This window comes from Methylocella tundrae, assembly GCF_038024855.1.
In the GTDB taxonomy this organism is placed as follows: Bacteria; Pseudomonadota; Alphaproteobacteria; order Rhizobiales; family Beijerinckiaceae; genus Methylocapsa; species Methylocapsa tundrae.
In genome coordinates this window covers 3,462,809-3,486,352 of record NZ_CP139089.1, presented here as the reverse complement: position 1 = coordinate 3,486,352, position 23,544 = coordinate 3,462,809, and the positions used below count along the sequence as shown (strand labels likewise).

The following is a 23,544-nucleotide window of genomic DNA, read 5'->3' as shown; positions in this document are numbered from 1 at the left end:
GCCACGCGCCGGAGTTGACGTCACATTTCAAAATGACACGCGTAGACCCGCCGTTGCGCTGTTGATGGAGGCTTTGCTGGCGAGGATGCCATCGTAGCGGATGAAGAGATCCCCCGGCTGCCACGGCAGCGTCACGCGGAGGCCGACCGCTGCGGCGTCTCGCGGCGCGTTGACCCCGGCGACCGCGAAACTCGCGTCCGACAGGCCCTGAAAGCCGGCGACGACGCCACGGTGGGTATCGGCATAATCATGCGCCCATCCGATGCGCGCCGCGACATTCAGGGCGACGGAGTTCACCGGGATGTCATAGGCGAACTCCGTCCCGAGAACGCCCAGCGCGGAAGCCGTGGTGGCGGCGTTGACACGCAAGCTGATCGCGCCGGCGCCGCTTTCGCCGAAGCCGTCCTGTCCGACGACAATGCCTTGCATCGACGCGAAGGGCGTGATCGTCGCGCGATCAACAAGGGCGAAATGATAACCGGCCTCGACCCGGGACAGGAAGGCGCTGGCCGCCCAATTGGCGAAGGCCTCGCGCGACACGCCAGGAAAGGCAATAGTTCGGTTCGCGCCCGCGCTGTTGTAGGAATAGCCGAGCGCCCCATCGATATACATATTCCCGGCCGTGTAGCCGGCGTAAGTTCCAAGGGCGACGCTGTCGAGGCTGCCGCTGCCGGAAATGCCGCTGGTGTTGAAGGCGCTGCGGACATAGGCCGCCGCGACGCCCGCCTGCAACGACGGATTGAAAACATAGTCCACGCCGACCGCGCCGCCGCCGCCGCCATAGCCCAATCCATGAACATCATTGCCGCCAAACAAAGCGCCGCCGCCGCCGAAGCTGCTCATCCAGGGCCGCAACCCGCTACCGTTGTTGAGGCCCGTGAGGCTGCGCGCCAAATGCGTCTGATCGTGCAAAACGTCGAGGAACATCTGGCCGACGTTGATCGCAACCGATGGCGCATCGGCGTAGATCTCGCCATCGAGTTGCGTCAACGCCAGGCGCAGGGGCGTCGGACTGCCAACATTCAGGAGGTCCAGCGCATTGTAGATCGAGTCCATGTCGCTGAACAATGGCGGCAGCATCGCGTGATCGAGAGCGTTCGCGACCGCGCCGGCGTTGCCCCCGCCTGCACGCGGCGTATAGGCCAGGGCGTAGGCGCCGACGGGCTGCTGGTTGACATAGTCGGAAGGCGGCAGGCGTTGCGCGCCCTCGCATCCGGGGTTCGCGCTCGTGCCGATCAGATATTCCTGCGCCGGGCCGCCCTTCCCCCAGGGGCCCGCCGGATAGCCGCTCCGGCCCGGCACGCCGGGAAAACGTCCGAGGACCGGGCCGCCTGTCCCGACGAGGATGCAGGTTCCCGCAGGAATCGTCACGATCGTCACGTTCTCGGGCAGCCAGGGCAGCGCCAGAGCGTCCTTGATCTGCGCCGGGGTCAACCCGCGCACCGTATTTGAGCCGGCGAGAAAGCTCCCGAGCGCAGTGCTGGCGCCCGCGTTGCCCGTGGCCGCGGCGCCTTGGGGCGAATAGAAACGCACATATTGTGTGGGCGTCGAGGTCCGCACGACAACGGCCGGCGCGGAATCGAGAAAGGAAAAAGGCTCGTGAGTTTGGCCCAGATAGGCGTTGGCTTGAGCGCCGTTGATGATCGAGGGCACTGAGCCGTCGCCCCGGATGAACACTGGCCCAACGATGATCTGGCCGGGCGGCGCGGGCAAGCCGTCCGCGCTCTGAGCGGCCGCCGAACCCGCCAATCCGGCCGTCAGGACTATGGAGAAATACAGAAGCAAGCAGCAACGCTGTACGTGATGGAAAATATTCATAGCCGCGCCCCCGGTCAGGAATTGACTTGAATGATCCGTTTCGCCGCCGCGTTTCAAGCTTTGGTCAATTTTTATTGATTATTGAAGGATGTGATATTTTGTGAATCGGCGCAATTCATTGCGCATCTCTTCAGTCTCCGAGATTTTGTTTTCAGACAGTCAGTGCTTTAGCGGCAACACTGGAGACGGGCGGCGTGGCCGATCTGTTTGCCCCATGCGGCGGCGCGCATAAAGCTCGCGCCCGCTTGCTCAATCCGGCATAGCGCGCTACGTTGAACATTCGCCCTGGGGTGCTGCTGGAGACGGCGGCTGAGATCACACCCATAGAACCTGAATCTGGATAATGCCAGCGCAGGGACCGGCAAGTCGGCTGAAGCATCGACACGATTCGCTCCATGCCCGCCGCACCCGCCTCCTGCCCTAATGTCAAACAATGAGCGGAGGAATAGATGAATATTCACGACAAGCCACAAAATCTCGCGCCGCAATCCGTGACCTCGGGTCCGCTGCCGGGCTCCAGGAAAATCTATGCGCGGCCGGCGGGGCGCGCCGATATCGCCGTGCCGCTGCGTGAGATCGCGCTTGACCCTTCCGCCAAGGAGCCGCCTGTCCGCGTCTACGACGCCTCGGGCCCCTATTCGGAAGACGATCCGCAGATCAATCTGTCGGCGGGCCTTCCCCGCATTCGCGAGCCCTGGATCGCCAAGCGGCAGGGACTGGAGTTCTACTCAGGCCGCGAAGTGCGCCCCGAGGACAATGGCGTCGTCTCTCCCGACCGGCTCGTTCCGCCCTGCCCGGCCAATACGTCGCCGCGCAAGGCGCGCGACGGCGCGCTCGTCACGCAATATGAATTTGCGCGCGCGGGGATCATCACCGAGGAGATGATCTATGTCGCGGCGCGGGAAAACCTTGGCCGCGAACATATGGTGGAGGGCGCCGAGGCGCGGCTCAATGACGGCGAAAGCTTCGGCGCTTCGATCCCCGCTTTCATAACGCCCGAATTCGTGCGCGACGAAATCGCGCGCGGGCGCGCCATCATCCCGGCCAACATCAACCATTCCGAACTCGAGCCGATGATCATCGGCCGCAATTTCCTCGTGAAGGTCAACGCCAATATCGGCAATTCGGCGGTGACCTCCTCCGTCGCGGAAGAGGTTGAGAAAATGGTGTGGGCGATCCGCTGGGGCGCCGACACCGTGATGGACCTCTCGACTGGGCGCAACATCCACAATATCCGCGACTGGATCATGCGCAATTCGCCCGTGCCGATCGGCACTGTTCCGATCTATCAGGCGCTCGAAAAAGTCGACGGCGATCCGACCAAGCTCACCTTCGAAATTTTCCGCGACACGCTGATCGAACAGGCCGAGCAGGGCGTCGATTATTTCACCATCCACGCCGGGGTGCGGCTCGGTTACATTCCGCTGACGGCGCGGCGCACGACCGGCATCGTCTCGCGCGGCGGCTCGATCATGGCGCGCTGGTGCCTTGCTCATCACAAGGAGAGCTTCCTTTACGAACGCTTCGACGAAATCTGCGACGTCATGCGCGCCTATGACGTCTCATTCTCGCTCGGCGACGGGCTGCGTCCGGGCTCAATCGCCGACGCCAACGACAGGGCGCAGTTCGCCGAACTCGAGACGCTCGGCGAACTGACCAAGATCGCCTGGGAGAAAGGCTGCCAGGTGATGATCGAAGGCCCCGGCCATGTGCCGATGCACAAGATCAAGATCAATATGGAAAAGCAGCTCAAGGAATGTCATGAGGCGCCCTTCTATACGCTCGGGCCGCTGACGACGGACATCGCGCCCGGCTATGATCATATTACCTCCGGCATCGGCGCAGCCATGATCGGCTGGTTCGGCTGCGCCATGCTCTGTTACGTGACCCCGAAGGAGCATCTCGGCCTGCCCGATCGCGACGATGTCAAGACCGGCGTCATCACCTATCGCATCGCGGCCCATGCCGGCGATCTCGCCAAGGGCCATCCGGCCGCGCAGCTGCGCGATGACGCGGTGTCGCGCGCGCGCTTTGATTTCCGCTGGCAGGATCAGTTCAACCTGGGGCTGGACCCTGAAACGGCGCGGCTGTTCCATGACGAGACGCTGCCGAAGGACGCGCATAAGACAGCGCATTTCTGCTCGATGTGCGGGCCGCAGTTCTGCTCGATGAAGATCACGCAGGATATTCGCGACGAAGTCGCGGCGATCGAGGAGCGCGAAAAAGGAATGGCCGGCAAGAGCGCCGAGTTTCTCGAAGGCGGCGGCAAGCTCTACGTTTGAGCGCCGCCAACGCGCCTCCACATCGTAAAAGGCTTGAGGGACCAATCATCTCCCTCAAGCCTGCGGGCTTTCGCCGGGCGCGACAGACTCGAGAGTCGGCCGTTCAGATCATATACTGGCCGCCATTGGCGGTCAGCGTCGAACCGGTGATGAAACCGGCGTCATCGGCGACAAGAAAGAGGACGCATCTTGCGACTTCTTCCGGTTCGCCGAGCCGGCGCACCGGGATCTGCGACAGGATCGACTTTTCCAGAACCTCTTTCGGCACCGCCTTGACCATATCCGTCGCGATATAGCCAGGACAGATGGCGTTGACCGTGATCCCCTTGCCGGCGCTTTCCTGAGCGAGGGCCTTGGTAAAGCCGAGATCGCCCGATTTTGCGGCGGAGTAGTTCGTCTGACCGAACTGACCTTTTTGGCCGTTGATCGATGAAATATTGACGATACGGCCAAATCCGCGTTCACGCATGCCCTCGATGACGGGACGCGTCATATTGAAGAGCGAGTTCAGATTGGTGTTGATCACCTCGTACCATTGCTCGGGCGTCATTTTGTGGAACGGGGTGTCGCGCGTGATTCCGGCATTGTTGACGAGGATCTCGATGGGGCCGAGGTCCGTTTCGACTTTCTTCAGCCCCTCCGCACATTCCTTGTAGTTGGACACGTCCCATTTATAGACAGGAATGCCTGTCTCCGCCTTGAATTTGGCGGCGACGGCATCGTTTCCGGCGTAGGTTGCCGCGACCTGATAGCCGGCCGCCTTCAAAGCCTTGCTGACGGCGGCCCCGATTCCCCGCGTGCCGCCGCTCACTACCGCCACTCGCGCCATTTTCATCTCCCCAGTTCCAGCCTTGAGCCTTGTTGAAGCGCGCCTTACCCGGCGAGACGCGCTTTCGATGTTTTCGATGTGCGAACTGATTCCTATCGCAAAAGCAGTTCGGGCCCATTGATGTAGCGCACTCCAGTGCGCGCAACGCACTCCGGCGGGGCAGCGCCTTAAACTGATCCGACCAGGTTTCAATCGACCCGTTCTGGCGGCGTTTTCCGCACCTCGCGCGCAGTGACAAACGCCCCGATTTTAGCCCTGCCCCGCGGCCGCCGGCGTAATCCCGACGGTTGTGCGATCAGCGCTCGATCGTCAGCGCGATGCCCATGCCGCCGCCGATGCACAGCGTCGCCAGCCCCTTCTTGGCGTCGCGACGGCGCAATTCATGCAGCAGCGTGACCAGCACCCGGGCGCCGGAAGCGCCGATCGGATGGCCGATCGCGATCGCGCCGCCATTGACGTTGACGCGCGCCGGATCGAGGGCGAGGTCCTTGGCGACGGCGAGCGCCTGCGCCGCGAAGGCCTCATTGGCTTCAATCAGATCGAGATCCTGGATTTTCCAGCCGGCCTTTTCAAGCGCCTTGCGCGAGGCTGGAATAGGTCCCGTACCCATGATTGTCGGATCGACGCCCGCGGTCGCCCAGGAAACGATGCGCGCCAGCGGCTCGAGCCCACGCCGGGCGGCCTCATGAGCGCTCATCAGCACGACCGCGGCGGCGCCGTCATTGATGCCCGATGCATTGCCCGCCGTTACGGTGCCTTCCTTGGTGAAGGCGGGGCGCAGCTTGGCGAGCGCGTCGAGCGTCGCGCCGTGACGGATGAATTCATCCTTGTCGACGATGACGTCTCCCTTCTTGCCGCTGATCGTGAAGGCGAGGATTTCCTCGTCGAACTTGCCGGCCTTTTGCGCGGCCTCCGCCTTGTTCTGCGATGCGACGGCGAAACGGTCCTGTTCGTCGCGGGTCAATTGCCATTTGGCGGCGACGTTTTCCGCCGTCTGACCCATGTGATAGCGATTGAAGGCGTCGGTCAGGCCTTCGCTGAGCATCGTATCGACAAATTTAAGATCGCCCATTTTGACGCCGGAGCGCAGATAGGCGCTGTGCTGCGCCTGCGACATGCTTTCCTGACCGCCGGCGACAATGATAGTGGCGTCGCCGCTGGCGATCTGCTGCATCCCGAGAGCCACGGCGCGCAGCCCTGAGCCGCAAACCTGATTAAGGCCGAAGGCGGTCTTTTCCTGCGGAACGCCCGCCTTCATCGCCGCCTGCCGCGCGGGATTCTGCCCCTGGCCCGCGGTGAGCACCTGACCCAAAATCACTTCATCGACTTCGGCCGGCTCTACCTTCGCGCGTTCGAGCGCGCCTTTGATCACGGCGGCGCCGAGTTCATGCGCTGGAACTGAGGCGAAGGCTCCGTTGAAAGAGCCGACAGCCGTCCGCGCTGCGCTCACGATAACAATATCAGACATTGGGCATCCTCCGTGGTCCGGCCGTTGAGGGGCGCATGCTCCCTGGCTCTTGCCGGGTAAGATAACACGACAACTGAGCGCCGTCGGGACCGGATTATAGTGGGCTCGCAAAAAAAGGGAGGAAAAAATCGCCTTCGAAAAATAGTTCTCGCTTTGAAATAATAGGAATATCCTACACCCTCTCTGGCTGGCGGGGAGAGGTTGAGACGGCCCGCGGCAAAGTTGGAGACGCCGGCAAAGCGGCGTCAGACATACCGTTGCGGGGATTGAGACTTGACCAGGACGCTTTGATTTGGGATCGATGCTTGTGGAATAAAATTCATACCGAGATCGAATGATCATCGAGGCGCGGCGATGCAGACGGTTCCCAAAGCGACTTCCGAAGGCGGGCGACTGACCATGGCGAATGACAAGCAGCCGATCACGATCAAGAAATACGCGAACCGGCGCCTCTATAACACCGGGACGAGCGCCTATGTGACCCTCGAAGACCTCGCCGGCATGGTCAAAAAGGGCGAAGATTTCGTCGTCTTCGACGCCAAAAGCAGTGAGGACATCACGCGGTCGGTTTTGACGCAGATTATTTTTGAACAGGAAGGCAAAGGCGGTCAGAGCCTCCTGCCGATCGCTTTTTTGCGCCAGCTCATCCGCTTCTATGGCGACAGCATGCAGATGCTCGTGCCAAGCTATCTCGAATTCTCGATCGACAAATTGACGAGCGAACAAGGCAAGTTCCGCGACAAGGTCGCCGGCGGCTTCGGCGCGCAGGGCATCGGGCCAAGCTTTGGCTCTCTCGAGGAAACCGCCCGCAAGAACATGGCGTTGTTCAATCAGGCGCTCGCCATGTTCAGCCCCTTCGTCGCGCCGCTTGCGCCCGCCGAGACGACCCCGCCCAAGGCGGAGCCGGAGGCCACGACGAAAAACGACATCGACGAGATGAGGCGTCAGCTCGAGGAAATGCAAAAACGAATCGAGAGCATGACGCCGAAAGAGTGAGGTTTGCCGGCGCGTGATTTCAGGGAAGCTGCTCAAGCTTTTGAATCTGGAGCGATTTCTGATCGATCGAATGTCTCCATTCGATCGGAAAGCGCTCTAGCGGGCTGCTGAGCGCGGCCCCCACCCCGGCGGCGCAATTTCGAAATGCGCGAATTCAAACCCCGGAGCGACGCCGCAGCCAACGAGCGTCCAGGCCCCAAGACTTGTCGCGCTCTGCCACCAATGCGCCGGAACGATGAATTGCGGGCTCTCCCCTTTGAAGAGATCGGGGCCGAGCAGATGCCGGCTCAAATCCTCGCCCGTTTGCGAAACGCTGATCGCGAGCGGCGCGCCAGCGTAAAAATGCCAGCTCTCGGCCGCATCGACCCGATGCCAATGCGAGATCTGCCCCGCCGCAAGCAGAAAATAGATCGCCGTGGAGGCGGCGCGGCCAGCCTCATTCGTCGCAGGATCGCGAAAAGTCTCGCGGTAGAAGCCGCCTTCTGGATGCGGGCTCAAATCCAGCAGGCGAATGACATCTTCCGCGCTCGCGCTGGCGATCGAATCTTCCGCCATCGCGTTCAGGCGCGGTTCTTGCGGTCGCGCAATTCCGCGAAGACCGCGGCCGGGTCGGCGTCGGGCATGCCGACAGCCGCCTGAACCTCGGGCTCTTCCGCCCGCAAAAACGGGTTGGTGGCGAGTTCGATCGCGATCGTTGTCGGCAGAGTATATTTGCCCGCCGCGCGCAAAGCGGCGACCTCCGCGGCGCGCTCTCGCAGAATCTCATTGGCGGAATCAACGCCCAGCGCAAATTTCGCATTGGCCAGCGTATATTCATGACCGCAGTAGACCTCGGTCTCTCCCGGCAGGGCGGCAAGTTTCATCAGCGAATGAAACAGCACCTGCGGCGGCTCCTCGAATGCCCGCCCGCAGCCCATAGCAAAGAGAGTGTCGCCGACAAAAACGATGTCGGCTTCCTCGAACCAATAAGCGACGTGACCGCTGGTATGGCCCGGAACCTCGATCACACGCCCCTCCAAGGCTCCGATCCTGACGGTGTCGCCTTCGCCGACTTCCTGATCGAGACCGCCAATCTTCGCGGCCTCCTTGCGCGGGCCGGCGACCCGCGCGCGCGGAAAGGCGGCTTTGAGGGCGCCGACGCCCTGCACATGGTCGGCGTGGTGATGCGTCAACAGAATGTCGGTCAGCGTCCACTCGCGGGCAGCGAGCGCCGCGAGAATTGGCGCCGCCTCAGGCGCGTCGATCGCAACAGTCGACCGCGTTTCGGGGTCGTGGACGAGCACTCCGAAATTGTCCTTGAGGCACATGAACTGATAAATATGAGGCGCCATCGTTTTCTTTCCTGTTCGACGCCTGATTTTGCCACGCCGACGCCCGGCGTGAAACCCCGCGCCGCCGGGCTTTCTTTTCGAACCTTAACGGCCGATGATCGCAGGACAAGTTCGCCACATCCAAATCGCGCGAAATCGGGCCGATCGCGCTTTCCCTTTTTCTGTTTCGACGCAAAATCTTAATACGCATATCGGCTTTATCTTAAGCCGCGCCAAAGCTCCAAATGAAGCCAGCCCCAGATGTCGCTCGACGTCGTCGATCTTCGCTCTTTCTACGATTCGCCGGCCGGTGAGGTCGCGCGGCGGCTGATCGGACGCATCGTGCGTCATCGCTTTTCCAATTGCACCGGCTATTCGATTCTCGGCGTTGGCTATGCGACGCCCTATCTCGGCGTCTTCCGCGAGGAAGCGGTGCGCGTGCTGGCTTTCATGCCGGCGCAGCAAGGAGTGATCAACTGGCCGTCTTCCGGCTATTCGGCCTCCGCGCTGGTCGAGACGACGACGATGCCCTTGCCGGATTCCTCGATCGACCGGGCGATCCTGATCCATGGGCTCGAGATCACCGAACATCCGCGCGATCTGCTCGCAGAGCTCTGGCGCATCCTGACCCCGGGGGGGCGCATTCTCGTCATTGCGCCAAGCCGCTCCGGGCTCTGGGCGCGTCTTGACAGTACGCCCTTCGGACATGGCCAGCCATTCTCGCGCAGCCAATTACGCGATCTGATGCGTGAGACGCTGTTTTCGCCGACGCATTGGTCAGAAGCGCTTTATGTGCCGCCGTTCAAACATCGCACACTGCTGCGCTCCGGGATTATGTTCGAGCGCATCGGCGGGTTTTTCGGCCTTCCCGGCGCCGGCGTCCTGATCGTCGAAGCGACCAAGCAGCTCTATCGTCCGATCCCGAGCCTGCGCCGCGCGCAGGACTCCCGGCCGCAGTTCGCGCCCGCGCCGGAGCCCGTCGGCATCGCGCCGGTTTCTACGTTCGAGCCTTGACTCCGTCAGGCAGCTTCAGATTGAAGCGGTTCGCCAGGAACAGGCCGCCGTGCGTGAGCCCGGCGGCGTCAATGCCATGTCCGAGCCCGGCCGAGAAATGCCATTGGCACGGAATTTCGGCTTGCGCCAGCGCCTCGGCGCCAAGAAACAGCGCTTCTGGCGAAATCACATCGTCCTCGCTGCCATGCACCAGAAGAATCGCGGGTGACTTGCTTACACCCTTGCGGGCGCTTGCTTCCGCAAGATGCTCCGGCCCGACGAGCGCGCCGGAATAGCCGACGACGCCCGCGGGCGCTTTGGCGCGACGAAGCCCGACATGGAGCGCGAGCATGGTTCCCTGGCTGAAGCCGACGAGAGCCAGCTTCGAATCATCGAGGCCATGACGCTCCAGTTCCGCATCGAGAAAGCCGTTGAGCACGGGCGCCGCCTTGTTGACGCCGACCCAGCGCTCCTCGGGATCACGCATCGTCAAAGGAAACCATTGGCGCCCGCCCGGAGCCTGCACGCAAGGGTCCGGCGCATTGGGCGAAACGAAGGCCGTATCAGGCATAAAGGGCTGCCACTGTTTGGCGATGGCGATCAGGTCCGTGCCGTCGGCGCCATAGCCATGCAGGAACACGACGAGCTGTTTCGTCTTACGCGATTTCGCCGCCAGGCGCGGGCCGTCGATCAAAGCCGCCATAAGGATCATCCGCTGATTGGGAGGGGTTTGGCTATACCGCCACTTAGCGCATGACGCCCGAAAGTGGAAACCTGTTTTCGGGCGGCGCCATCCTCGAACTTATCAGTGAGGACGTTTCGTTCCGAACGGAACCAGACCCGGCGCTAAATCGATACGTGCGGAGCGGCGCAAAATCGCATTTACCGGGAGACGCGGCGAGATTAAGATTTTTTCGAGATCGAGGCCATTTTTCGACGCATGAAGCCTGCCGCCTTCAGGCCATGCCGCAAGGACTCGCGCCAAGGACTCCCAAAATGTACATCATAGCCCGCAACATCACCGGACCGCGGCTTCGCTGCGAAGCCTTGATGGTCGACAAGAAAACCTTCACGCCCTGGCCGCCGACGAGCGAGGACGGCTGGCGCCGCGCCTATAAATTTCGCGACAAGCTGATGGCAGAGGTCGTGCGCATGGAGGCCGATCCCATGGGCGAGCAGCTCAAGGTCATCGAGGCTGTGTATATTCCTTGAGGCCGGGAATAGGGGCCTCAAACTCCGCATTTGGCCGCGAGGCGCGTTGGGGAAGCCAGCAGGAATCACTCCGGCAAAAAATTCATCGCGACGCCGTTGATGCAATAGCGAAGGCCGGTCGGCGGCGGACCGTCGGGAAAGACGTGTCCGAGGTGGCTGCCGCAGCGGCTGCAATGCACTTCCACGCGGCGCATGCCGTAGTTGCGATCCTCTGAGGTCTCGACCGCCCCCTCGATCGGATCGTTAAAACTCGGCCAGCCGGTGCCGCTCTCGAATTTGCCATTAGAGGCGAAGAGCTTTTGCTCGCATCCGGCGCAGACAAAGGTCCCGGCGCGTTTTTCATGATTGAGGGCGCAGCTTCCCGGCGCCTCCGTGCCATGCTCGCGCATGATATGAAACTGCTCGGGCGTCAAGATCTTGCGCCACTCAGCTTCGCTATGCGTCACGGGGAAAGTCGTCGTGTGCATGATTGACGCTCCAAAAGGCGTTGGTTCACGCCGTTATATAGGCGCGCGATCTTGTCCTAAAAAGCCCGCGCCTCTGGAGGATCAGGCTCTACACGTCGAGATTGGCGACGTTCAGCGCATTGTCCTGAATGAACTCGCGGCGCGGCTCGACGACATCGCCCATCAGCTTGACGAAAATATCGTCGGCGTCATCGCCTTCCTTGATCTTGACCTGCAGCAGAGAACGCGCCTCGCGGTCGAGCGTCGTCTCCCAGAGCTGCTCCGGGTTCATTTCCCCGAGGCCTTTATAGCGCTGCATCTGGGAAATGCCCTTTTGGCCTGCCGCCATCACGGCGTCGAGAAGTTCGCCCGAGCCGGAGACCTGCGTCTGATCGGCGCGCCGGACAAAAGTCGCCGGTCGCGCAAAAACGTCGTGCAATGTCGTCGCGTGTTCATTGAGGCGGCGCGCCTCGCTCGAGGCGAGCAATCCGGCGTCAATGGTCGCAGCCTGGCGGACGCCGCGCACCTGCCGGCTGAAGACATAGCCGCCATTTGCGACCGCGCCCTGCCAGCCGCGCTCCATATCGTCGGCGAGTTCGTCGAGACGCGCGGCGATGGAGGCGGCGAAACCTTCGGCGGCCTCTTCATCATCCGGCCCGATCGGCTTCAGCGCCCCGGCGATGGCGGCCTGCTCGACCACCATACGGTCATAGCGCGAATGCATCGCATTGAGGATCTGGCGCACGATCCGCGCCTCCTCAAGGATGCCGCGCAGGTCAGCGCCAGCGCGTTCGACGCCGCCGGCAAGGCGCAGCACAGCGCCATCAAGGCCATTGCCGATCAGATAATCTTCCCGCGCATGTTCATCCTTCAGATATTGCTCGGAGCTGCCGCGCTTCACCTTGTAGAGCGGCGGCTGCGCAATATAAAGATGGCCGCGCTCGATCAATTCGCGCATCTGGCGGAAGAAGAACGTCAGCAACAGCGTGCGGATATGCGAGCCGTCGACATCCGCGTCGGTCATGATGATGATCTTGTGGTAGCGCAATTTGTCGACGTTGAAGTCGTCGCGGCCGATGCCTGTGCCGAGCGCCGTGATCAGCGTGCCGATTTCCTGACTGGACAGCATCTTGTCGAAGCGGGCGCGCTCGACATTGAGAATCTTGCCGCGCAGCGGGAGCACAGCCTGATATTCACGGTTGCGGCCCTGTTTGGCCGAGCCGCCGGCCGAATCGCCCTCGACCAGAAAAAGCTCGGCCTTGGAAGGATCGCGCTCCTGACAGTCGGCGAGCTTGCCCGGCAGATTGGCGACGTCGAGCGCGCCCTTGCGCCTTGTGAGTTCGCGCGCCTTGCGCGCCGCCTCGCGCGCCTGCGCCGCCTCGACGACCTTGCCGACCACCGTGCGGGCGTCCTGCGGATGCTCCTCGAACCAGGAGCCGAGCATCTCGTTGACAAGCCCCTCGACCGCCGGCCGCACCTCGGACGAGACCAGCTTCTCCTTGGTCTGCGAGGAAAATTTGGGGTCAGGAACCTTGACCGACAGCACGCAGGTCAGGCCCTCGCGGCAATCGTCGCCGGTGAGATCGACTTTTTCGCGCTTCAGCAGGCCGGAGCGCTCGGCATAGCCGGTCACCTGCCGGGTGAGGCCGGAGCGCAGGCCCGCGAGATGGGTGCCGCCGTCGCGCTGCGGGATGTTGTTGGTGAAAGGCAGCACGTTCTCGTGGTAGGAATCATTCCACCACAGGGCGACCTCGACGACGATATTCTCACGCTCGCCCTTGATCAGAATGGGCTTGGCGATGAGCGGGCTTTTGGCGCGATCGAGATAGCGCACGAAAGCCTCGAGGCCGCCCTCGTAAAAGAGCTCCTCCGTCTTGACCTCGGCGCCGCGGGCGTCGGTCAGTTCGATGCGCACGCCTGAATTCAGAAAAGCCAGTTCGCGCAGCCTGTGCTCGATCGTCGCGAAATTATACTCGACCATGGTGAAGGTCGCGGGCGAGGCGAAAAACGTGACTTCCGTGCCGCGTTTGGGCTTTCCGTCGATGATGGGCGCGGGGCCGGTGACTTCAAGCGGCGTCACGGCGTCGCCATGCTCAAAGCGGATCAGATGCTCCTTGCCGTCGCGCCAGATGCGCAGCTTCAGCCAGGTCGAAAGCGCATTGACGACGGAGACGCCGACGCCATGCAGACCGCCGGAAACCTTGTAGGAGTTCTGGTCGAATTTTCCGCCGGCGTGCAACTGGGTCATGATGACCTCGGCCGCCGAGACGCCTTCCTCGCTGTGAATGTCGGTTGGAATGCCGCGCCCGTCGTCGGTGACGGTCACGGAGCCATCGGCGTTGAGCGTCACCGTGACTCTCGTCGCGTGTCCTGCGAGCGCCTCGTCGATGGCGTTGTCGACGACCTCATAGACCATGTGATGCAGGCCGGAGCCGTCGTCGGTGTCGCCGATATACATGCCCGGCCGCTTGCGCACCGCGTCGAGGCCGCGCAAAACCTTGATCGAGTCAGCGCCATAATAGGCTTCCGCCTCTGGAGGAACGGAGACCTTGGACACGGCGGCGGGTTCACCCATTTGATCTGCGGACTTTCTTTGTAAAGCGTTGATTTCCGGCGCATCTCGCCAAGGCGACGCCGACAGCCTTCCCTTATAGACGAAACGTCTGCGAAGGTCATGTTTTTTAATGTTTTTTGGCCCGGTTTGCGGCCTTTTCGGCGACCTGTCCACATCTGCGCTTTCCGAGCGAGATCACTTGCGTGGACGGCGGCGGCGCAGACCGGCAAAAAGCCGCGGCCTCGCCATTTTCGCGCCCCCGGGGCGACCGGGGGCGCGTTTTTGAAGTCCGCCCTACGGCGCTACGCCGCCGCCTGGATCGCGTCTTCGCCGATCAGCAGGCCGGTCTCATCCGCGCCGATGCGAACGCGCTCGCCATCATGCACCTTGCCGGAGAGGATCAGTTCGGCCAGAGGGTCCTGCACGTTCTTCTGGATGACGCGCTTCAGGGGCCGCGCCCCATAGGCTGGATCATAGCCCTTTTCCGCCAGCCACGACCGCGCCGCGGGAGTCAATTCCAGCTCGATCTTGCGATCCTCCAGCAGCTTGGCGAGGCGTTTCAGCTGGATCTCGACGATCGCCCCCATATCCTCGCGGCGCAGGCGATGGAACAGGATGATTTCGTCGACGCGGTTCAGGAATTCAGGCCTGAAATGCGCCCGCACCACCTGCATCACCTCATCATGAACGGCGCCCGAATCCTCGCCGTCTTTCTGAAGCACCAGGAATTCAGAGCCAAGATTCGACGTCATGATGATCAGCACATTGCGGAAATCCACCGTGCGACCCTGCCCGTCCGTCAAGCGGCCGTCGTCCAGAACCTGCAGCAGGATGTTGAAGACGTCGGGGTGCGCTTTCTCGATCTCGTCGAAAAGCACGACCTGATAGGGGCGCCGGCGCACCGCCTCCGTCAAGGCCCCGCCTTCCTCATAGCCGACATAGCCGGGCGGCGCCCCGATCAGCCGCGCCACCGAATGCTTTTCCATATATTCCGACATGTCGATGCGCAGCAGCGCGTTCTCATCGTCGAACAGGAAAGCTGCGAGGGCCTTGGTCAGTTCGGTCTTGCCGACGCCCGTCGGCCCAAGGAACATAAAGGAGCCGATCGGACGGTTGGGGTCCTGAAGCCCCGCCCGCGCGCGCCGAACCGCGGTCGAAACCGCTTTCACGGCCTCGGCCTGGCCGACGACGCGAGAACTCAGCGCCTCCTCCATCTTCAGCAATTTGTCACGCTCGCCCTCGAGCATCTTGTCGACCGGAATGCCCGTCCAGCGCGAGACGACCTGCGCGATATGTTCGGGCGTCACCGCCTCTTCGACGAGGACGCCGCCGCGCTTCGATTCGATCTCGGCGAGCTTGCGTTCGAGGTCCGGAATGACGCCATAGGTCAATTCGCCGGCGCGCTGATATTCGCCGCGGCGCTGCGCCTGCACCAGTTCGTTGCGGGCGGTCTCGAGTTGCTCTTTCAGCTTCTGCTCGGAGCCGAGCTTGTCCTTCTCGGCGTGCCAGCGCGCGGTCAGCGCGTCGGATTTTTCCTGCAACTCCGCGAGTTCGGACTCGAGCTTGACGAGCCGCTCCTTCGAGGCCGTGTCGGTCTCCTTTTTCAGGGCTTCCTGCTCGATTTTCAGCTGGATGATGCGGCGATCGAGTTCATCCAGCTCCTCGGGCTTCGAATCGATCGCCATGCGCAGGCGGGCGCTGGCCTCGTCGATGAGATCAATGGCTTTGTCGGGCAAGAACCGGTCCGCGATGTAGCGGTGCGACAGCGTCGCCGCCGCGACGATCGCGCCATCGGTGATGCGCACGCCATGGTGCAGCTCATATTTTTCCTTGAGGCCGCGCAAAATCGAAATCGTATCCGCGACCGTCGGCTCAGAGACAAAGACGGGCTGGAAACGCCTCGCCAGCGCCGCGTCTTTCTCGACGTGCTTGCGATATTCGTCCAGCGTCGTGGCGCCGACGCAATGCAATTCGCCGCGCGCGAGAGCGGGCTTCAAAAGATTCGAGGCGTCCATCGCGCCATCGGCCTTGCCGGCGCCGACGAGCGTATGCATCTCGTCGATGAAGAGGATAATGCCCCCGGCCGCGGCGGTGACTTCGGTCAGAATGCCTTTCAGCCGCTCTTCAAACTCGCCGCGATATTTGGCGCCCGCGATCAGTGATCCCATATCGAGCGCCAGCAGTTTCTTGTCGCGCAGGCTTTCCGGCACGTCGCCATTGACGATGCGCAAGGCCAAGCCTTCCACGATCGCGGTCTTGCCGACGCCGGGTTCGCCGATGAGCACGGGATTGTTCTTGGTGCGGCGCGACAGAACCTGAATGGTGCGGCGGATTTCCTCGTCGCGGCCGATCACCGGATCGAGCTTGCCCGTGCGGGCGGCTTCCGTCAGATCGCGCGTATATTTCTTCAGGGCGTCATAGGCGTTTTCCGCAGTCGCATTGTCGGCGGTGCGGCCCTTGCGCAATTCCTCGATCGCCTTGTTGAGGTTCTGCGGATTGACGCCGGCCTTTTCGAGAATTTTCCCCGCCTCGGTGTTCTTCTCCATCGCGAGCGCGAGCAACAGACGCTCCACCGTCACATAGGAGTCGCCCGCCTTCTCGGCGATCTTCTCGGCATTGTCGAAGAGACGCGCAAGCGCAGGCGTCAGATAAACCTGACCCGCGCCGGATCCTTCGACTTTGGGCAATTTCCCCAAAGCGAGATCGGTTGCGACCAGCGCATCGCGCGAGCGCCCCCCCGCCTTGTCGATGAGCCCGCCGGCGAGACCCTGTTCGTCGTCGAGCAGCACCTTCAGCAGATGCTCGGGTGTGAACTGCTGGTGTCCTTCGCGCATGGCGAGCGACTGCGCGCTCTGCACGAAGCCCCGCGCTCTCTCGGTGTATTTCTCAAAATTCATGGCTGTATGTCTCCCCCGCAAAAGCACCCGTCGGCGGGCATTGGCGGCTTAACTCAATTCGTCTGGCTACCCAGGTTGCTTGAGTCAAATGTAGGAAAAAAAAGCCTGGGCGGAAGGTTATTCGCCTTCAGAAAAAATGATGCGGCGCAGAAATCGCTTACGCCACAACGGTCAGGCCCGCCGGAAGCGGCCTCAGCCGCCATGGCGAGGTCGCTTTCATCTTTGCATTCACGGACGCGACTACGACGGAGCCATCACCACGCGCAGACGCGGCGCGGTCCCCAAGGCGTCCCCCGCCACCAGCAACGCGGCCCCGGCCGCCGCCAATAGCCATTCGGACGGCAACCGCCCCAAGGCCCTCGATGCCAGCCTAATCCGCAGCCGCCCCGAATCAAAATTGTCTCGGAAGACGGCGGCAGCGGCGACGGAGCGCTCGGCAAAGCCTGAGCCTCGAATGACGTCAGCGAAAGAGAAATTCCCAAGGCGGCGAGCATTGCTTTGGAGATCATGGCTTCACCTGTTTCCGTCCCAACATGGAAACGGAAACACCATAATCCGACGAGCGCAAGACCTTGGCCCTTAAGATTGATAAAATCTCTCGCCCATCAATCTCCGACAGGGTCTTTCGCGCTGCTTTCCGCGTGATTGGAATCATCGGCGGAGGCCGAATCGATCGCCATCTCCGCCTTGCTGCGACGCCGGCGCCGCGGCCGCAGGTGAAAGCCGTTCGGCTCGCGCTCAGCATCCGAGTGGCCGTCGCCGATGGGATTCAGCGTTTCAACGCTGGCGTTTGCTTCGAGCGGTTCACTTAGCGCGTCGGACACGGCGCGGACCGGCGCGGTTATGAATGCAGGAAGGCCTTTGGGTTCGCCATCATCGACCGGCGCCCTGTCGCCGCGCTGCTCGCGCGGGGCCTCGCCACGAAAATCACGCTGGCTGCGACCGCCGCGCGACGCCCGGCTTTCCTGCTCGCGCCCCGGAGCGTCGCGTCCCGGCGCCTGGCCGGATGCCGGCTCGCGTGAGCCCTGCTCTCTGGACGGACCACCGCGATCCGAACCATACCGCTCTTGTCCACCGCGGTCCTGGCCGCCACGCTCCTGGCTGCTGCGCTCGGAATAAGGGCGATCCTGATAGGATCTTTCCTGATAGGGCGCCCGCTCCTGACGCGGACCACGCTCCGGCCGTTCAAATCCCTGCTTTTCAGCGCTGCCGCCGCCGTTTCCATAAAAGCCGCGATCCTGAGGCTGTTGCGGATTGCCGGATTGCGGCTGCGGCGCGAAAGCCGGCTGCGGCGCTGCGAAGCGTTCCGGCGGCGAAGCGAACCGGTCTGGAATACCGGTAAAATCGTCTCCATCGTCGGTCTCGTCGGCGATGGCGTCGCCCGGCTGGCGCTGGTAGCCGGCGGCGCTCTGTTGCTGCGCCTGTTGGGCCACCGCGATGAGCCGGAAATAATGTTCGGCGTGCTGGAGATAGCTCTCCGCCGTGACGGGATCCCCCGAGGACTGCGCGTCGCGCGCCAATTGCAGATATTTCTCGCCGATATGATGTGCGGTGCCGCGAATTTTGACGTCCGGACCACTCGATTCATAGGAGCGCGTCAAAGGGTTCGGCCCTTTGCGATTACTGTTAGGTCGACCGCGCATGCGTTTGTTGTTCTGTCCTGGTCTCATCGATGATCCTTGAGTGGCGCCGTAGTCGCGACCCCCGAGCATCGCCTTATGGGCGAGTCGTCACGGTCCTTATCGAACCATTTTTCAAAGAGTTAAGGCGCGAGCAGTTGTTTGGGCTCTCCAGCCGGTGACGATACTCACGGAGCTTCCGTGGCATCAATCCTAGACCCTGTATAGCCAGGATCTTGGAGCTTGGGGGACGTTACCTCGGTTTCGCCGAGCGTCTCAGCTTAGCCGGAAGCGGGCTCACCACGTTCACACACTGCGTATTATGCGAGGACAGGTGGATCTCGACGCTAACCGCAGCTTTACAGGAGCGAAAAGGCAATCCTTATTCCGTGAAACTAGCCGCTTTCGAATGAAACGCCAAGGGCTTTTAGAAAATATCTCCAAGCGACAATTTGCTGCGTCCGAAGTGCGATCAGGCCGAGGTCAGCTCGCTTGCCAAAATAATACGTTCGCGACCGCCGAGGTCAAGTCGGAACTTGAAATTCGAAAAAGAAGCCTCTCGAAGCAACGCCGCGACCGCATCCCCTTGCCCCTCGCCAAACTCCAGTGCGACGACGCCCCGAGGGGCGAGCAGCGACGCGGCTGCGGGGATGATGGCGCGAAAGGCCGCGAGCCCATCTTCGCCGCCGTCGAGCGCCAGACGCGGATCATAAATACGCACTTCCGGCGCGAGGCTTTCGATCTCGCTGCTCGCTATATAGGGCGGGTTGGAGACGATGCAATCGAAGCGCGCGCTCAAAGCAGACGCCCAGTCGCCACAGATGATTTGTCCGCGAGAGCCCAGCCCATGCGCGGAAAGATTGCTGCTCGCCACGGCGCAGGCAGCTGGCGAAAGGTCGACTCCGACGCCAAACGCGCCCGGCAGGCCTTGCAGCAGAGCGCTCAGAATGGCGCCCGAGCCCGCGCCGAGATCAAGGATGCGCCAGCTTCCCTCGATATCCCCGGCAAAATGATCGAGCACGGCCTCGATCAGGGTTTCCGTGTCTGGGCGCGGATCAAGGGTCGCCGAGCCCAGCGCGAATCGCGCGCCCCAAAATTCCCGGTACCCGAGGATTCGGGAAACCGGCTCCCTGCCGAGACGCCGCGAGGCGAGGGTCTTGAGACGATCCGCGCCTTGGCCGAGGGGCGCGTCGGGATCGCGCACAAGTCCCGCGTGATCGATCTCCAATGCCGCGCAGAGCAGGACGCGCGCATCAAGTTCGGCGGACGCAATCTCGCCATCGGCGAAGGCGCGCGCCAAAATGCGCCGCGCCTCATCGCGCGGCGTCGCAGCGTCGAATCCGAAGGCGCTGTCCGATTTCACCGCGGCGAGCGCCCCTTTTTGCGCCTCAACGCCCTCACGCCGACGACCGCTCCGCCGCCTCGAGCAGAATCCGAGTCAATCGGGTGGCGAATTCCGGCGCATTGGCCGGCTTTTCGCCTTCCATCAGGCGGGCCTCGTCGAAGATCAGCCAAGTGATGTCCTCAATCTTCTGCCTGTCGGGCGAGCCGACAAGGGACGCCAGCGCCTGGATCAGAGGATGTTTAGGATTGATCTCAAGAATCGGCTTCGTCGCTGCGCCGAGCTGACCATGTTCGGCGAGCAGTTGTTCGAGCCGCCGGTCAGGGCCGCGGTCCGGCGCGATGAGGCAGGCCGGGCTCTGCGCCAGCCTGTCGGACGCGCGCACCTCGGCCACCGAGTCTTCAAGGGTCTGTTTCATCAGCGCGAAAAGAGCCGCGAGGCCGGCTGGCGGCTGCGCCTCGGGGGCTTCGCCGGCCGCAGCGTCGAGCAGCGGGATCGAGGCGATGTCGGCTGCGCCCTGCGTTACGGATTTGAAAGGCTTGCCCTCATATCCGACGGCGGTCGAGACCCAGAAGGCGTCGATCGGATCTGGCAGGAGCAAAACCTCGACGCCGCGAGCGGCAAATCCTTCGAGCTGGGGGCTCGCCGCGAGCCGTTTCAGATCATCGCCAAGGAGATAATAGATCGCCGTCTGATTTTCCTTGAGGCCGGCGATATAGTCCTTCAGCGTGCGCCCGCCCTCGGGGTGGGACGAACTCGCAAACCGCGCCAGCGCGAACAAAGCGTCGCGCTTTTCGGGCTCCTCATAAAGTCCCTCTTTCAATACGACGCCAAAATGCTTCCAGACGTCGTCGAATTTGGCGGAATCATTTTCGGCAAGCTTTGTGAGTTCGTGCAGAATCTTGTTGGCGACGCCCTTCTTGATCGCGCCAAAGACCGGGCTTTCCTGGATCATCTCACGCGAGACGTTCAGCGGAAGATCGGCGGAATCGACGACAAGCCGCACGAAGCGCAGCCATCTTGGCAGAACGTCGGCGTCGTCGGTGATCAGAACATGGCGGACATAAAGCCTGGCGCGGCCATGACGCTCTGGATTGAAGAGATCAAACGGGCGCGAGGACGGCACGAAGGCGAGAACCGTGTATTCGTGACGCCCTTCCGCGCGCCAATGGACGGTCAGGGCCGGGGCGTCGAACTGGCCGGCGAGCGTATGATAGAAATCAGCGTATTCCTCCGGCGTGATAGCGCTCTTGGGCTTCGTCCAGAGCGCCTGGCCATCGCTAAGCCGGCGCGGCTCGGCGTCTGGCGATTCGACGAGTTCGATCGGCGCCGCGAGCGCGCTTGAATGTTCACGCACGATCCCTTCGATCTTGTGCGCGTCGAGATAGTCTTTTGAGGCCTCGGTCAGATGAAGCACGACGCGCGTCCCATGCTCCGGCGCATGGTCGAGGTCGAGCGGCGTAATGGTAAAAGACCCCTTGCCGTCGGAACTCCAGACGAAAGCCTCGTCCGATCCGGCGCGCCGGGAGAAGACCTCGACACGATCGGCGACCATGAAGGCCGAATAGAAGCCGATGCCGAATTGGCCGATAAGGTCCACATGGGCCCCGCCTTTGCTCTCCAGCTCGGTCTCTCGCACGTCCTCGGCTTCTTGCGGGGACAGTTCGCCGCTTTCGGGCCTCGCGCCAAGCCGGTCGAGAAAGGCGCGGGTGCCGGAGCGCGCGATCGTGCCGAGCGAATCGGCGAGGTCCTCGCGCGTCATGCCAACGCCATTGTCCTCGATGGCGAGGGTTCCGGCATCCTTGTCGACGCCAATCGTGATGTTGAAGGGCTGCTTCGCGAGGGCAGGATCGGCAAGCGCCTCGTAACGCAATTTCTCACAGGCGTCGGCGGCGTTGGACAGCAATTCGCGCAGAAAAATATCGCGGTCCGAATAGATCGAATGCACCATGAGATGGAGCAGCCTGGCGACATCGGCCTGAAAAGGCTGTGCCTGAAAGGATTGGGATTGACCAGCAGCTTCTGACATGACGAGCGACTCTTTCCTCAAAATCAATTTCCGTCCGGAGCAGAATGCGCCAAATCGCATTTTGCTCTCTAAGCCTTTGCTCTGACGCATGATACGGGTCCGAAAAGTCGGCAACTTTTCGGCATCACGTCGAATGGAGGCGCGTAAATAAGCCACGCCCGCTCCTTGGCGGCGCGCGCGGCCCCGCAAGGCGCTGATATTGCCTTTGCGCAGCTTCGATGCAAGTGCCGCGAGCGTGGAAAACGGCTGCGCCGGATCTGTCGCACAAGCGTCAAGATAGGCCTTGCCCTGCCCTAATCAGCGCGCGATGATGCCGCCCGTTCCTGGCCGTGAGCAGCAAAACGCATGAATGATCCGGAGCCTGCCGAGGATAGCCGCCTTCCGATCATGACCGACGGCAGGGTGCAGGCGTTCGCCTCCCGCGCTGCTCCCGTCTCGCCGCGCCTCGTTGCAGGCGCGCCCCCGGTTCATGGCTCAGAGACGGTGTCGTTCGACCGGTTCGAACTGCGCGAGATCTTAAATCTTTACGGCCGCAAGGTCGCCGAGGGCGAGTGGCGCGATTACGCCGTCGATTTCACGCCGCAAAAGGCCGTGTTCTCGATCTACCGCCGCGCTTCGGAATGCGCCCTGTTCAGGATCGAGAAAACCCCGAAACTGGCTAAGAAGCAGGGCGCCTATAGCGTCGTCGCGACGACGGGCCTTGTGCTGAAGCGTGGCCATGATCTGCGCCGCGTGATAGCCATTCTCGACAAGAGACTGAAGCTCGTCTCGGGGTAGACTACTTGAATGCATCGCCCACCCCCGACGCCGCCCCGCCGGATGGTCAAGCCGCGCCAGCCGCCCGTATCCGGCGCCCGCGTCTTGCGGCCCTGTGCCTTGCCCTGTCGGTCCTTGGGGTGGGCTATGCCGTCCTGATTTCGGATTTCTACCACCTCACTGAACCCACGGAATCCGTCTTTCGGGAACGGCAAGCGGACGCGAGGCCGCCGCTCGACATTTACCTTGAGGTGCTCGCCGTAGAGCCGGCGCGACAGGCGATCGAGGTGCGGCTCGACTTTGCGACCCAAAGCAACTCCGGCGCCCCGCGCTTTCCCGGCTTGCCTGGAACGGACATTCTGGTCGAAGTGAACGACGGCGGCGACGTCCAGGAGATCGCACTGCAGGCCGGACAGCCGGCGATTTCGAAGACGCTTTCGCTCAGCGTGGACGGCCCATTCGAGAATTATCCGCTCGACCGTTACGACGGGACGTTGCGGATCCGGGCGATCGAGGGCAAGGACGCCGCCGGCGGAATCAGCGTCCCCCTGCGCCTTAGGACATGGGAGAATATCGCCAGCTGGGAGGTCGCAATGTCCCCTCGCTACGCCGCAGCTGGCGACAAGGGGCTGTCGCTCCATGTGCGGGCGCAGCGCCCTTCCGCGCAGATCCTTTTCGCGTTCGTCGTCTTCGCCGGAATGATCCTCCTCGCCGCCAGCGCGTTGACGATCGGAGGCCTCGTCTTCCTCGGCGCGCGCAAGATCGAAGCGGCCTTGACCGGCGCCCTCGGAGCGATGATCTTCGCCGTGCCGATGCTGCGCAACGTGTTGCCGGGCGCCCCGCCCCTCGGCGTTCGCGCCGACGCCTTCGTCTTTCTCTGGGTTCAGATCGGGGTCATCCTCGGCCTCGCGCTCTTCGTGGCGGCCTGGGCGCGACGCGGTCCGCCGCCATAAGGCGAAGGCCAAATCAAAAAAAAAGGCCCCGCCTGCGCGG

General features: G+C 62.5%; 19 protein-coding genes and 1 riboswitch. Of the genes, 6 read left to right on the top strand and 13 right to left on the bottom strand.

Annotation, left to right across the window (positions count from 1 at the left end):
* Positions 1-27: 27 nt before the first annotated feature.
* Positions 28-1,785, bottom strand: coding sequence for an autotransporter outer membrane beta-barrel domain-containing protein (locus tag SIN04_RS18300; RefSeq protein ID WP_166795988.1), 1,758 nt, complete (start codon positions 1,783-1,785; stop codon positions 28-30).
* A 309-nt stretch (positions 1,786-2,094) separates the two neighbouring features.
* Positions 2,095-2,194: riboswitch (TPP riboswitch) on the top strand.
* Positions 2,195-2,267: 73 nt separating this feature from the next.
* Between SIN04_RS18300 and thiC the strand changes: the two genes are divergently transcribed.
* Positions 2,268-4,100 carry a phosphomethylpyrimidine synthase ThiC gene (gene thiC / locus SIN04_RS18295; protein ID WP_341264122.1) on the top strand — a complete coding sequence of 611 codons (1,833 nt, stop codon included), beginning with the start codon at positions 2,268-2,270 and terminating at the stop codon, positions 4,098-4,100.
* A gap of 103 nt (positions 4,101-4,203) precedes the next feature.
* Here thiC and SIN04_RS18290 read toward each other — a convergent pair whose 3' ends face one another.
* Positions 4,204-4,929 (bottom strand): beta-ketoacyl-ACP reductase, encoded by a 726-nt coding sequence (locus SIN04_RS18290; protein ID WP_134491536.1) that lies wholly within the window; start codon positions 4,927-4,929, stop codon positions 4,204-4,206.
* 295 nt (positions 4,930-5,224) lie between these two features.
* Positions 5,225-6,397: an acetyl-CoA C-acetyltransferase gene (locus SIN04_RS18285; RefSeq protein ID WP_134491534.1), complete on the bottom strand. Its 1,173-nt coding sequence runs from the start codon at positions 6,395-6,397 to the stop codon at positions 5,225-5,227.
* A gap of 399 nt (positions 6,398-6,796) precedes the next feature.
* Between SIN04_RS18285 and phaR the strand changes: the two genes are divergently transcribed.
* Positions 6,797-7,393, top strand: coding sequence for a polyhydroxyalkanoate synthesis repressor PhaR (phaR, locus tag SIN04_RS18280; RefSeq protein WP_134491532.1), 597 nt, complete (start codon positions 6,797-6,799; stop codon positions 7,391-7,393).
* 96 nt (positions 7,394-7,489) lie between these two features.
* On the opposite strand, the gene SIN04_RS18275 is transcribed toward phaR, so the two are convergent.
* Together SIN04_RS18275 and gloB are read right to left on the bottom strand one after the other, a co-directional pair.
* On the bottom strand, positions 7,490-7,948 hold the full coding sequence (locus SIN04_RS18275; protein WP_134491530.1) for a cupin domain-containing protein: 459 nt from the start codon (positions 7,946-7,948) through the stop codon (positions 7,490-7,492).
* Between the two features lie 5 nt (positions 7,949-7,953).
* Entirely contained in the window at positions 7,954-8,724 is a 771-nt protein-coding gene (gene gloB, locus SIN04_RS18270) for a hydroxyacylglutathione hydrolase (protein ID WP_134491528.1), read from the bottom strand.
* 240 nt (positions 8,725-8,964) lie between these two features.
* Here gloB and SIN04_RS18265 point away from each other — a divergent pair, with 240 nt between their 5' ends.
* Positions 8,965-9,717: a class I SAM-dependent methyltransferase gene (locus SIN04_RS18265; protein WP_134491526.1), complete on the top strand. Its 753-nt coding sequence runs from the start codon at positions 8,965-8,967 to the stop codon at positions 9,715-9,717.
* On the opposite strand, the gene SIN04_RS18260 is transcribed toward SIN04_RS18265, so the two are convergent.
* Entirely contained in the window at positions 9,701-10,399 is a 699-nt protein-coding gene (locus SIN04_RS18260) for an alpha/beta hydrolase (RefSeq protein WP_134491524.1), read from the bottom strand. The two genes, SIN04_RS18265 and SIN04_RS18260, sit on opposite strands and share 17 nt — an antisense overlap.
* Before the next feature lie 293 nt (positions 10,400-10,692).
* Here SIN04_RS18260 and SIN04_RS18255 point away from each other — a divergent pair, with 293 nt between their 5' ends.
* Complete coding sequence (locus SIN04_RS18255) at positions 10,693-10,908, top strand: hypothetical protein (RefSeq protein ID WP_134491522.1); 216 nt, start codon at positions 10,693-10,695, stop codon at positions 10,906-10,908.
* Positions 10,909-10,973: 65 nt separating this feature from the next.
* Here SIN04_RS18255 and msrB read toward each other — a convergent pair whose 3' ends face one another.
* From msrB to htpG, 7 genes are all read right to left on the bottom strand, one after another.
* The gene (gene msrB, locus SIN04_RS18250; protein WP_134491520.1) at positions 10,974-11,375 is read right to left on the bottom strand and encodes a peptide-methionine (R)-S-oxide reductase MsrB; all 402 of its coding nucleotides are present in this window, start codon (positions 11,373-11,375) and stop codon (positions 10,974-10,976) included.
* Positions 11,376-11,463: 88 nt separating this feature from the next.
* Positions 11,464-13,929, bottom strand: a complete 2,466-nt coding sequence (gyrB, locus tag SIN04_RS18245) for a DNA topoisomerase (ATP-hydrolyzing) subunit B (RefSeq protein WP_341264121.1) — start codon at positions 13,927-13,929, stop codon at positions 11,464-11,466.
* 281 nt (positions 13,930-14,210) lie between these two features.
* Positions 14,211-16,805 carry an ATP-dependent chaperone ClpB gene (clpB, locus tag SIN04_RS18240; protein WP_134491518.1) on the bottom strand — a complete coding sequence of 865 codons (2,595 nt, stop codon included), beginning with the start codon at positions 16,803-16,805 and terminating at the stop codon, positions 14,211-14,213.
* A 254-nt stretch (positions 16,806-17,059) separates the two neighbouring features.
* A complete protein-coding gene (locus SIN04_RS20320) occupies positions 17,060-17,299 on the bottom strand; it encodes a GCG_CRPN prefix-to-repeats domain-containing protein (RefSeq protein WP_423136036.1) in 240 nt (79 codons plus the stop codon).
* 111 nt (positions 17,300-17,410) lie between these two features.
* Positions 17,411-18,448 carry a DUF4167 domain-containing protein gene (locus SIN04_RS18235; protein ID WP_134492653.1) on the bottom strand — a complete coding sequence of 346 codons (1,038 nt, stop codon included), beginning with the start codon at positions 18,446-18,448 and terminating at the stop codon, positions 17,411-17,413.
* 448 nt (positions 18,449-18,896) lie between these two features.
* On the bottom strand, positions 18,897-19,787 hold the full coding sequence (gene prmC / locus SIN04_RS18230; protein ID WP_134491514.1) for a peptide chain release factor N(5)-glutamine methyltransferase: 891 nt from the start codon (positions 19,785-19,787) through the stop codon (positions 18,897-18,899).
* Between the two features lie 34 nt (positions 19,788-19,821).
* On the bottom strand, positions 19,822-21,795 hold the full coding sequence (gene htpG, locus SIN04_RS18225) for a molecular chaperone HtpG (RefSeq protein WP_341264120.1): 1,974 nt from the start codon (positions 21,793-21,795) through the stop codon (positions 19,822-19,824).
* 345 nt (positions 21,796-22,140) lie between these two features.
* Here htpG and SIN04_RS18220 point away from each other — a divergent pair, with 345 nt between their 5' ends.
* Together SIN04_RS18220 and SIN04_RS18215 are read left to right on the top strand one after the other, a co-directional pair.
* Positions 22,141-22,572, top strand: coding sequence for a DUF2794 domain-containing protein (locus tag SIN04_RS18220; protein WP_134491510.1), 432 nt, complete (start codon positions 22,141-22,143; stop codon positions 22,570-22,572).
* Between the two features lie 5 nt (positions 22,573-22,577).
* A complete protein-coding gene (locus SIN04_RS18215) occupies positions 22,578-23,504 on the top strand; it encodes a DUF4436 family protein (RefSeq protein WP_134491507.1) in 927 nt (308 codons plus the stop codon).
* Positions 23,505-23,544 lie beyond the last annotated feature (40 nt).

Excerpts from the sequence above, each read along its gene's own strand:
- thiC (WP_341264122.1), top strand. The coding sequence starts at position 2,268 with ATGAATATTCACGACAAGCCACAAAATCTCGCGCCGCAATCCGTGACC.
- SIN04_RS18290 (WP_134491536.1), bottom strand. The coding sequence starts at position 4,929 with ATGGCGCGAGTGGCGGTAGTGAGCGGCGGCACGCGGGGAATCGGGGCC.
- SIN04_RS18285 (WP_134491534.1), bottom strand. The coding sequence starts at position 6,397 with ATGTCTGATATTGTTATCGTGAGCGCAGCGCGGACGGCTGTCGGCTCT.
- phaR (WP_134491532.1), top strand. The coding sequence starts at position 6,797 with ATGGCGAATGACAAGCAGCCGATCACGATCAAGAAATACGCGAACCGG.
- SIN04_RS18275 (WP_134491530.1), bottom strand. The coding sequence starts at position 7,948 with ATGGCGGAAGATTCGATCGCCAGCGCGAGCGCGGAAGATGTCATTCGC.
- gloB (WP_134491528.1), bottom strand. The coding sequence starts at position 8,724 with ATGGCGCCTCATATTTATCAGTTCATGTGCCTCAAGGACAATTTCGGA.
- SIN04_RS18265 (WP_134491526.1), top strand. The coding sequence starts at position 8,965 with ATGTCGCTCGACGTCGTCGATCTTCGCTCTTTCTACGATTCGCCGGCC.
- SIN04_RS18260 (WP_134491524.1), bottom strand. The coding sequence starts at position 10,399 with ATGGCGGCTTTGATCGACGGCCCGCGCCTGGCGGCGAAATCGCGTAAG.
- SIN04_RS18255 (WP_134491522.1), top strand. The coding sequence starts at position 10,693 with ATGTACATCATAGCCCGCAACATCACCGGACCGCGGCTTCGCTGCGAA.
- msrB (WP_134491520.1), bottom strand. The coding sequence starts at position 11,375 with ATGCACACGACGACTTTCCCCGTGACGCATAGCGAAGCTGAGTGGCGC.
- gyrB (WP_341264121.1), bottom strand. The coding sequence starts at position 13,929 with ATGGGTGAACCCGCCGCCGTGTCCAAGGTCTCCGTTCCTCCAGAGGCG.
- clpB (WP_134491518.1), bottom strand. The coding sequence starts at position 16,805 with ATGAATTTTGAGAAATACACCGAGAGAGCGCGGGGCTTCGTGCAGAGC.
- SIN04_RS20320 (WP_423136036.1), bottom strand. The coding sequence starts at position 17,299 with ATGCTCGCCGCCTTGGGAATTTCTCTTTCGCTGACGTCATTCGAGGCT.
- SIN04_RS18235 (WP_134492653.1), bottom strand. The coding sequence starts at position 18,448 with ATGCGCGGTCGACCTAACAGTAATCGCAAAGGGCCGAACCCTTTGACG.
- htpG (WP_341264120.1), bottom strand. The coding sequence starts at position 21,795 with ATGTCAGAAGCTGCTGGTCAATCCCAATCCTTTCAGGCACAGCCTTTT.
- SIN04_RS18220 (WP_134491510.1), top strand. The coding sequence starts at position 22,141 with ATGAATGATCCGGAGCCTGCCGAGGATAGCCGCCTTCCGATCATGACC.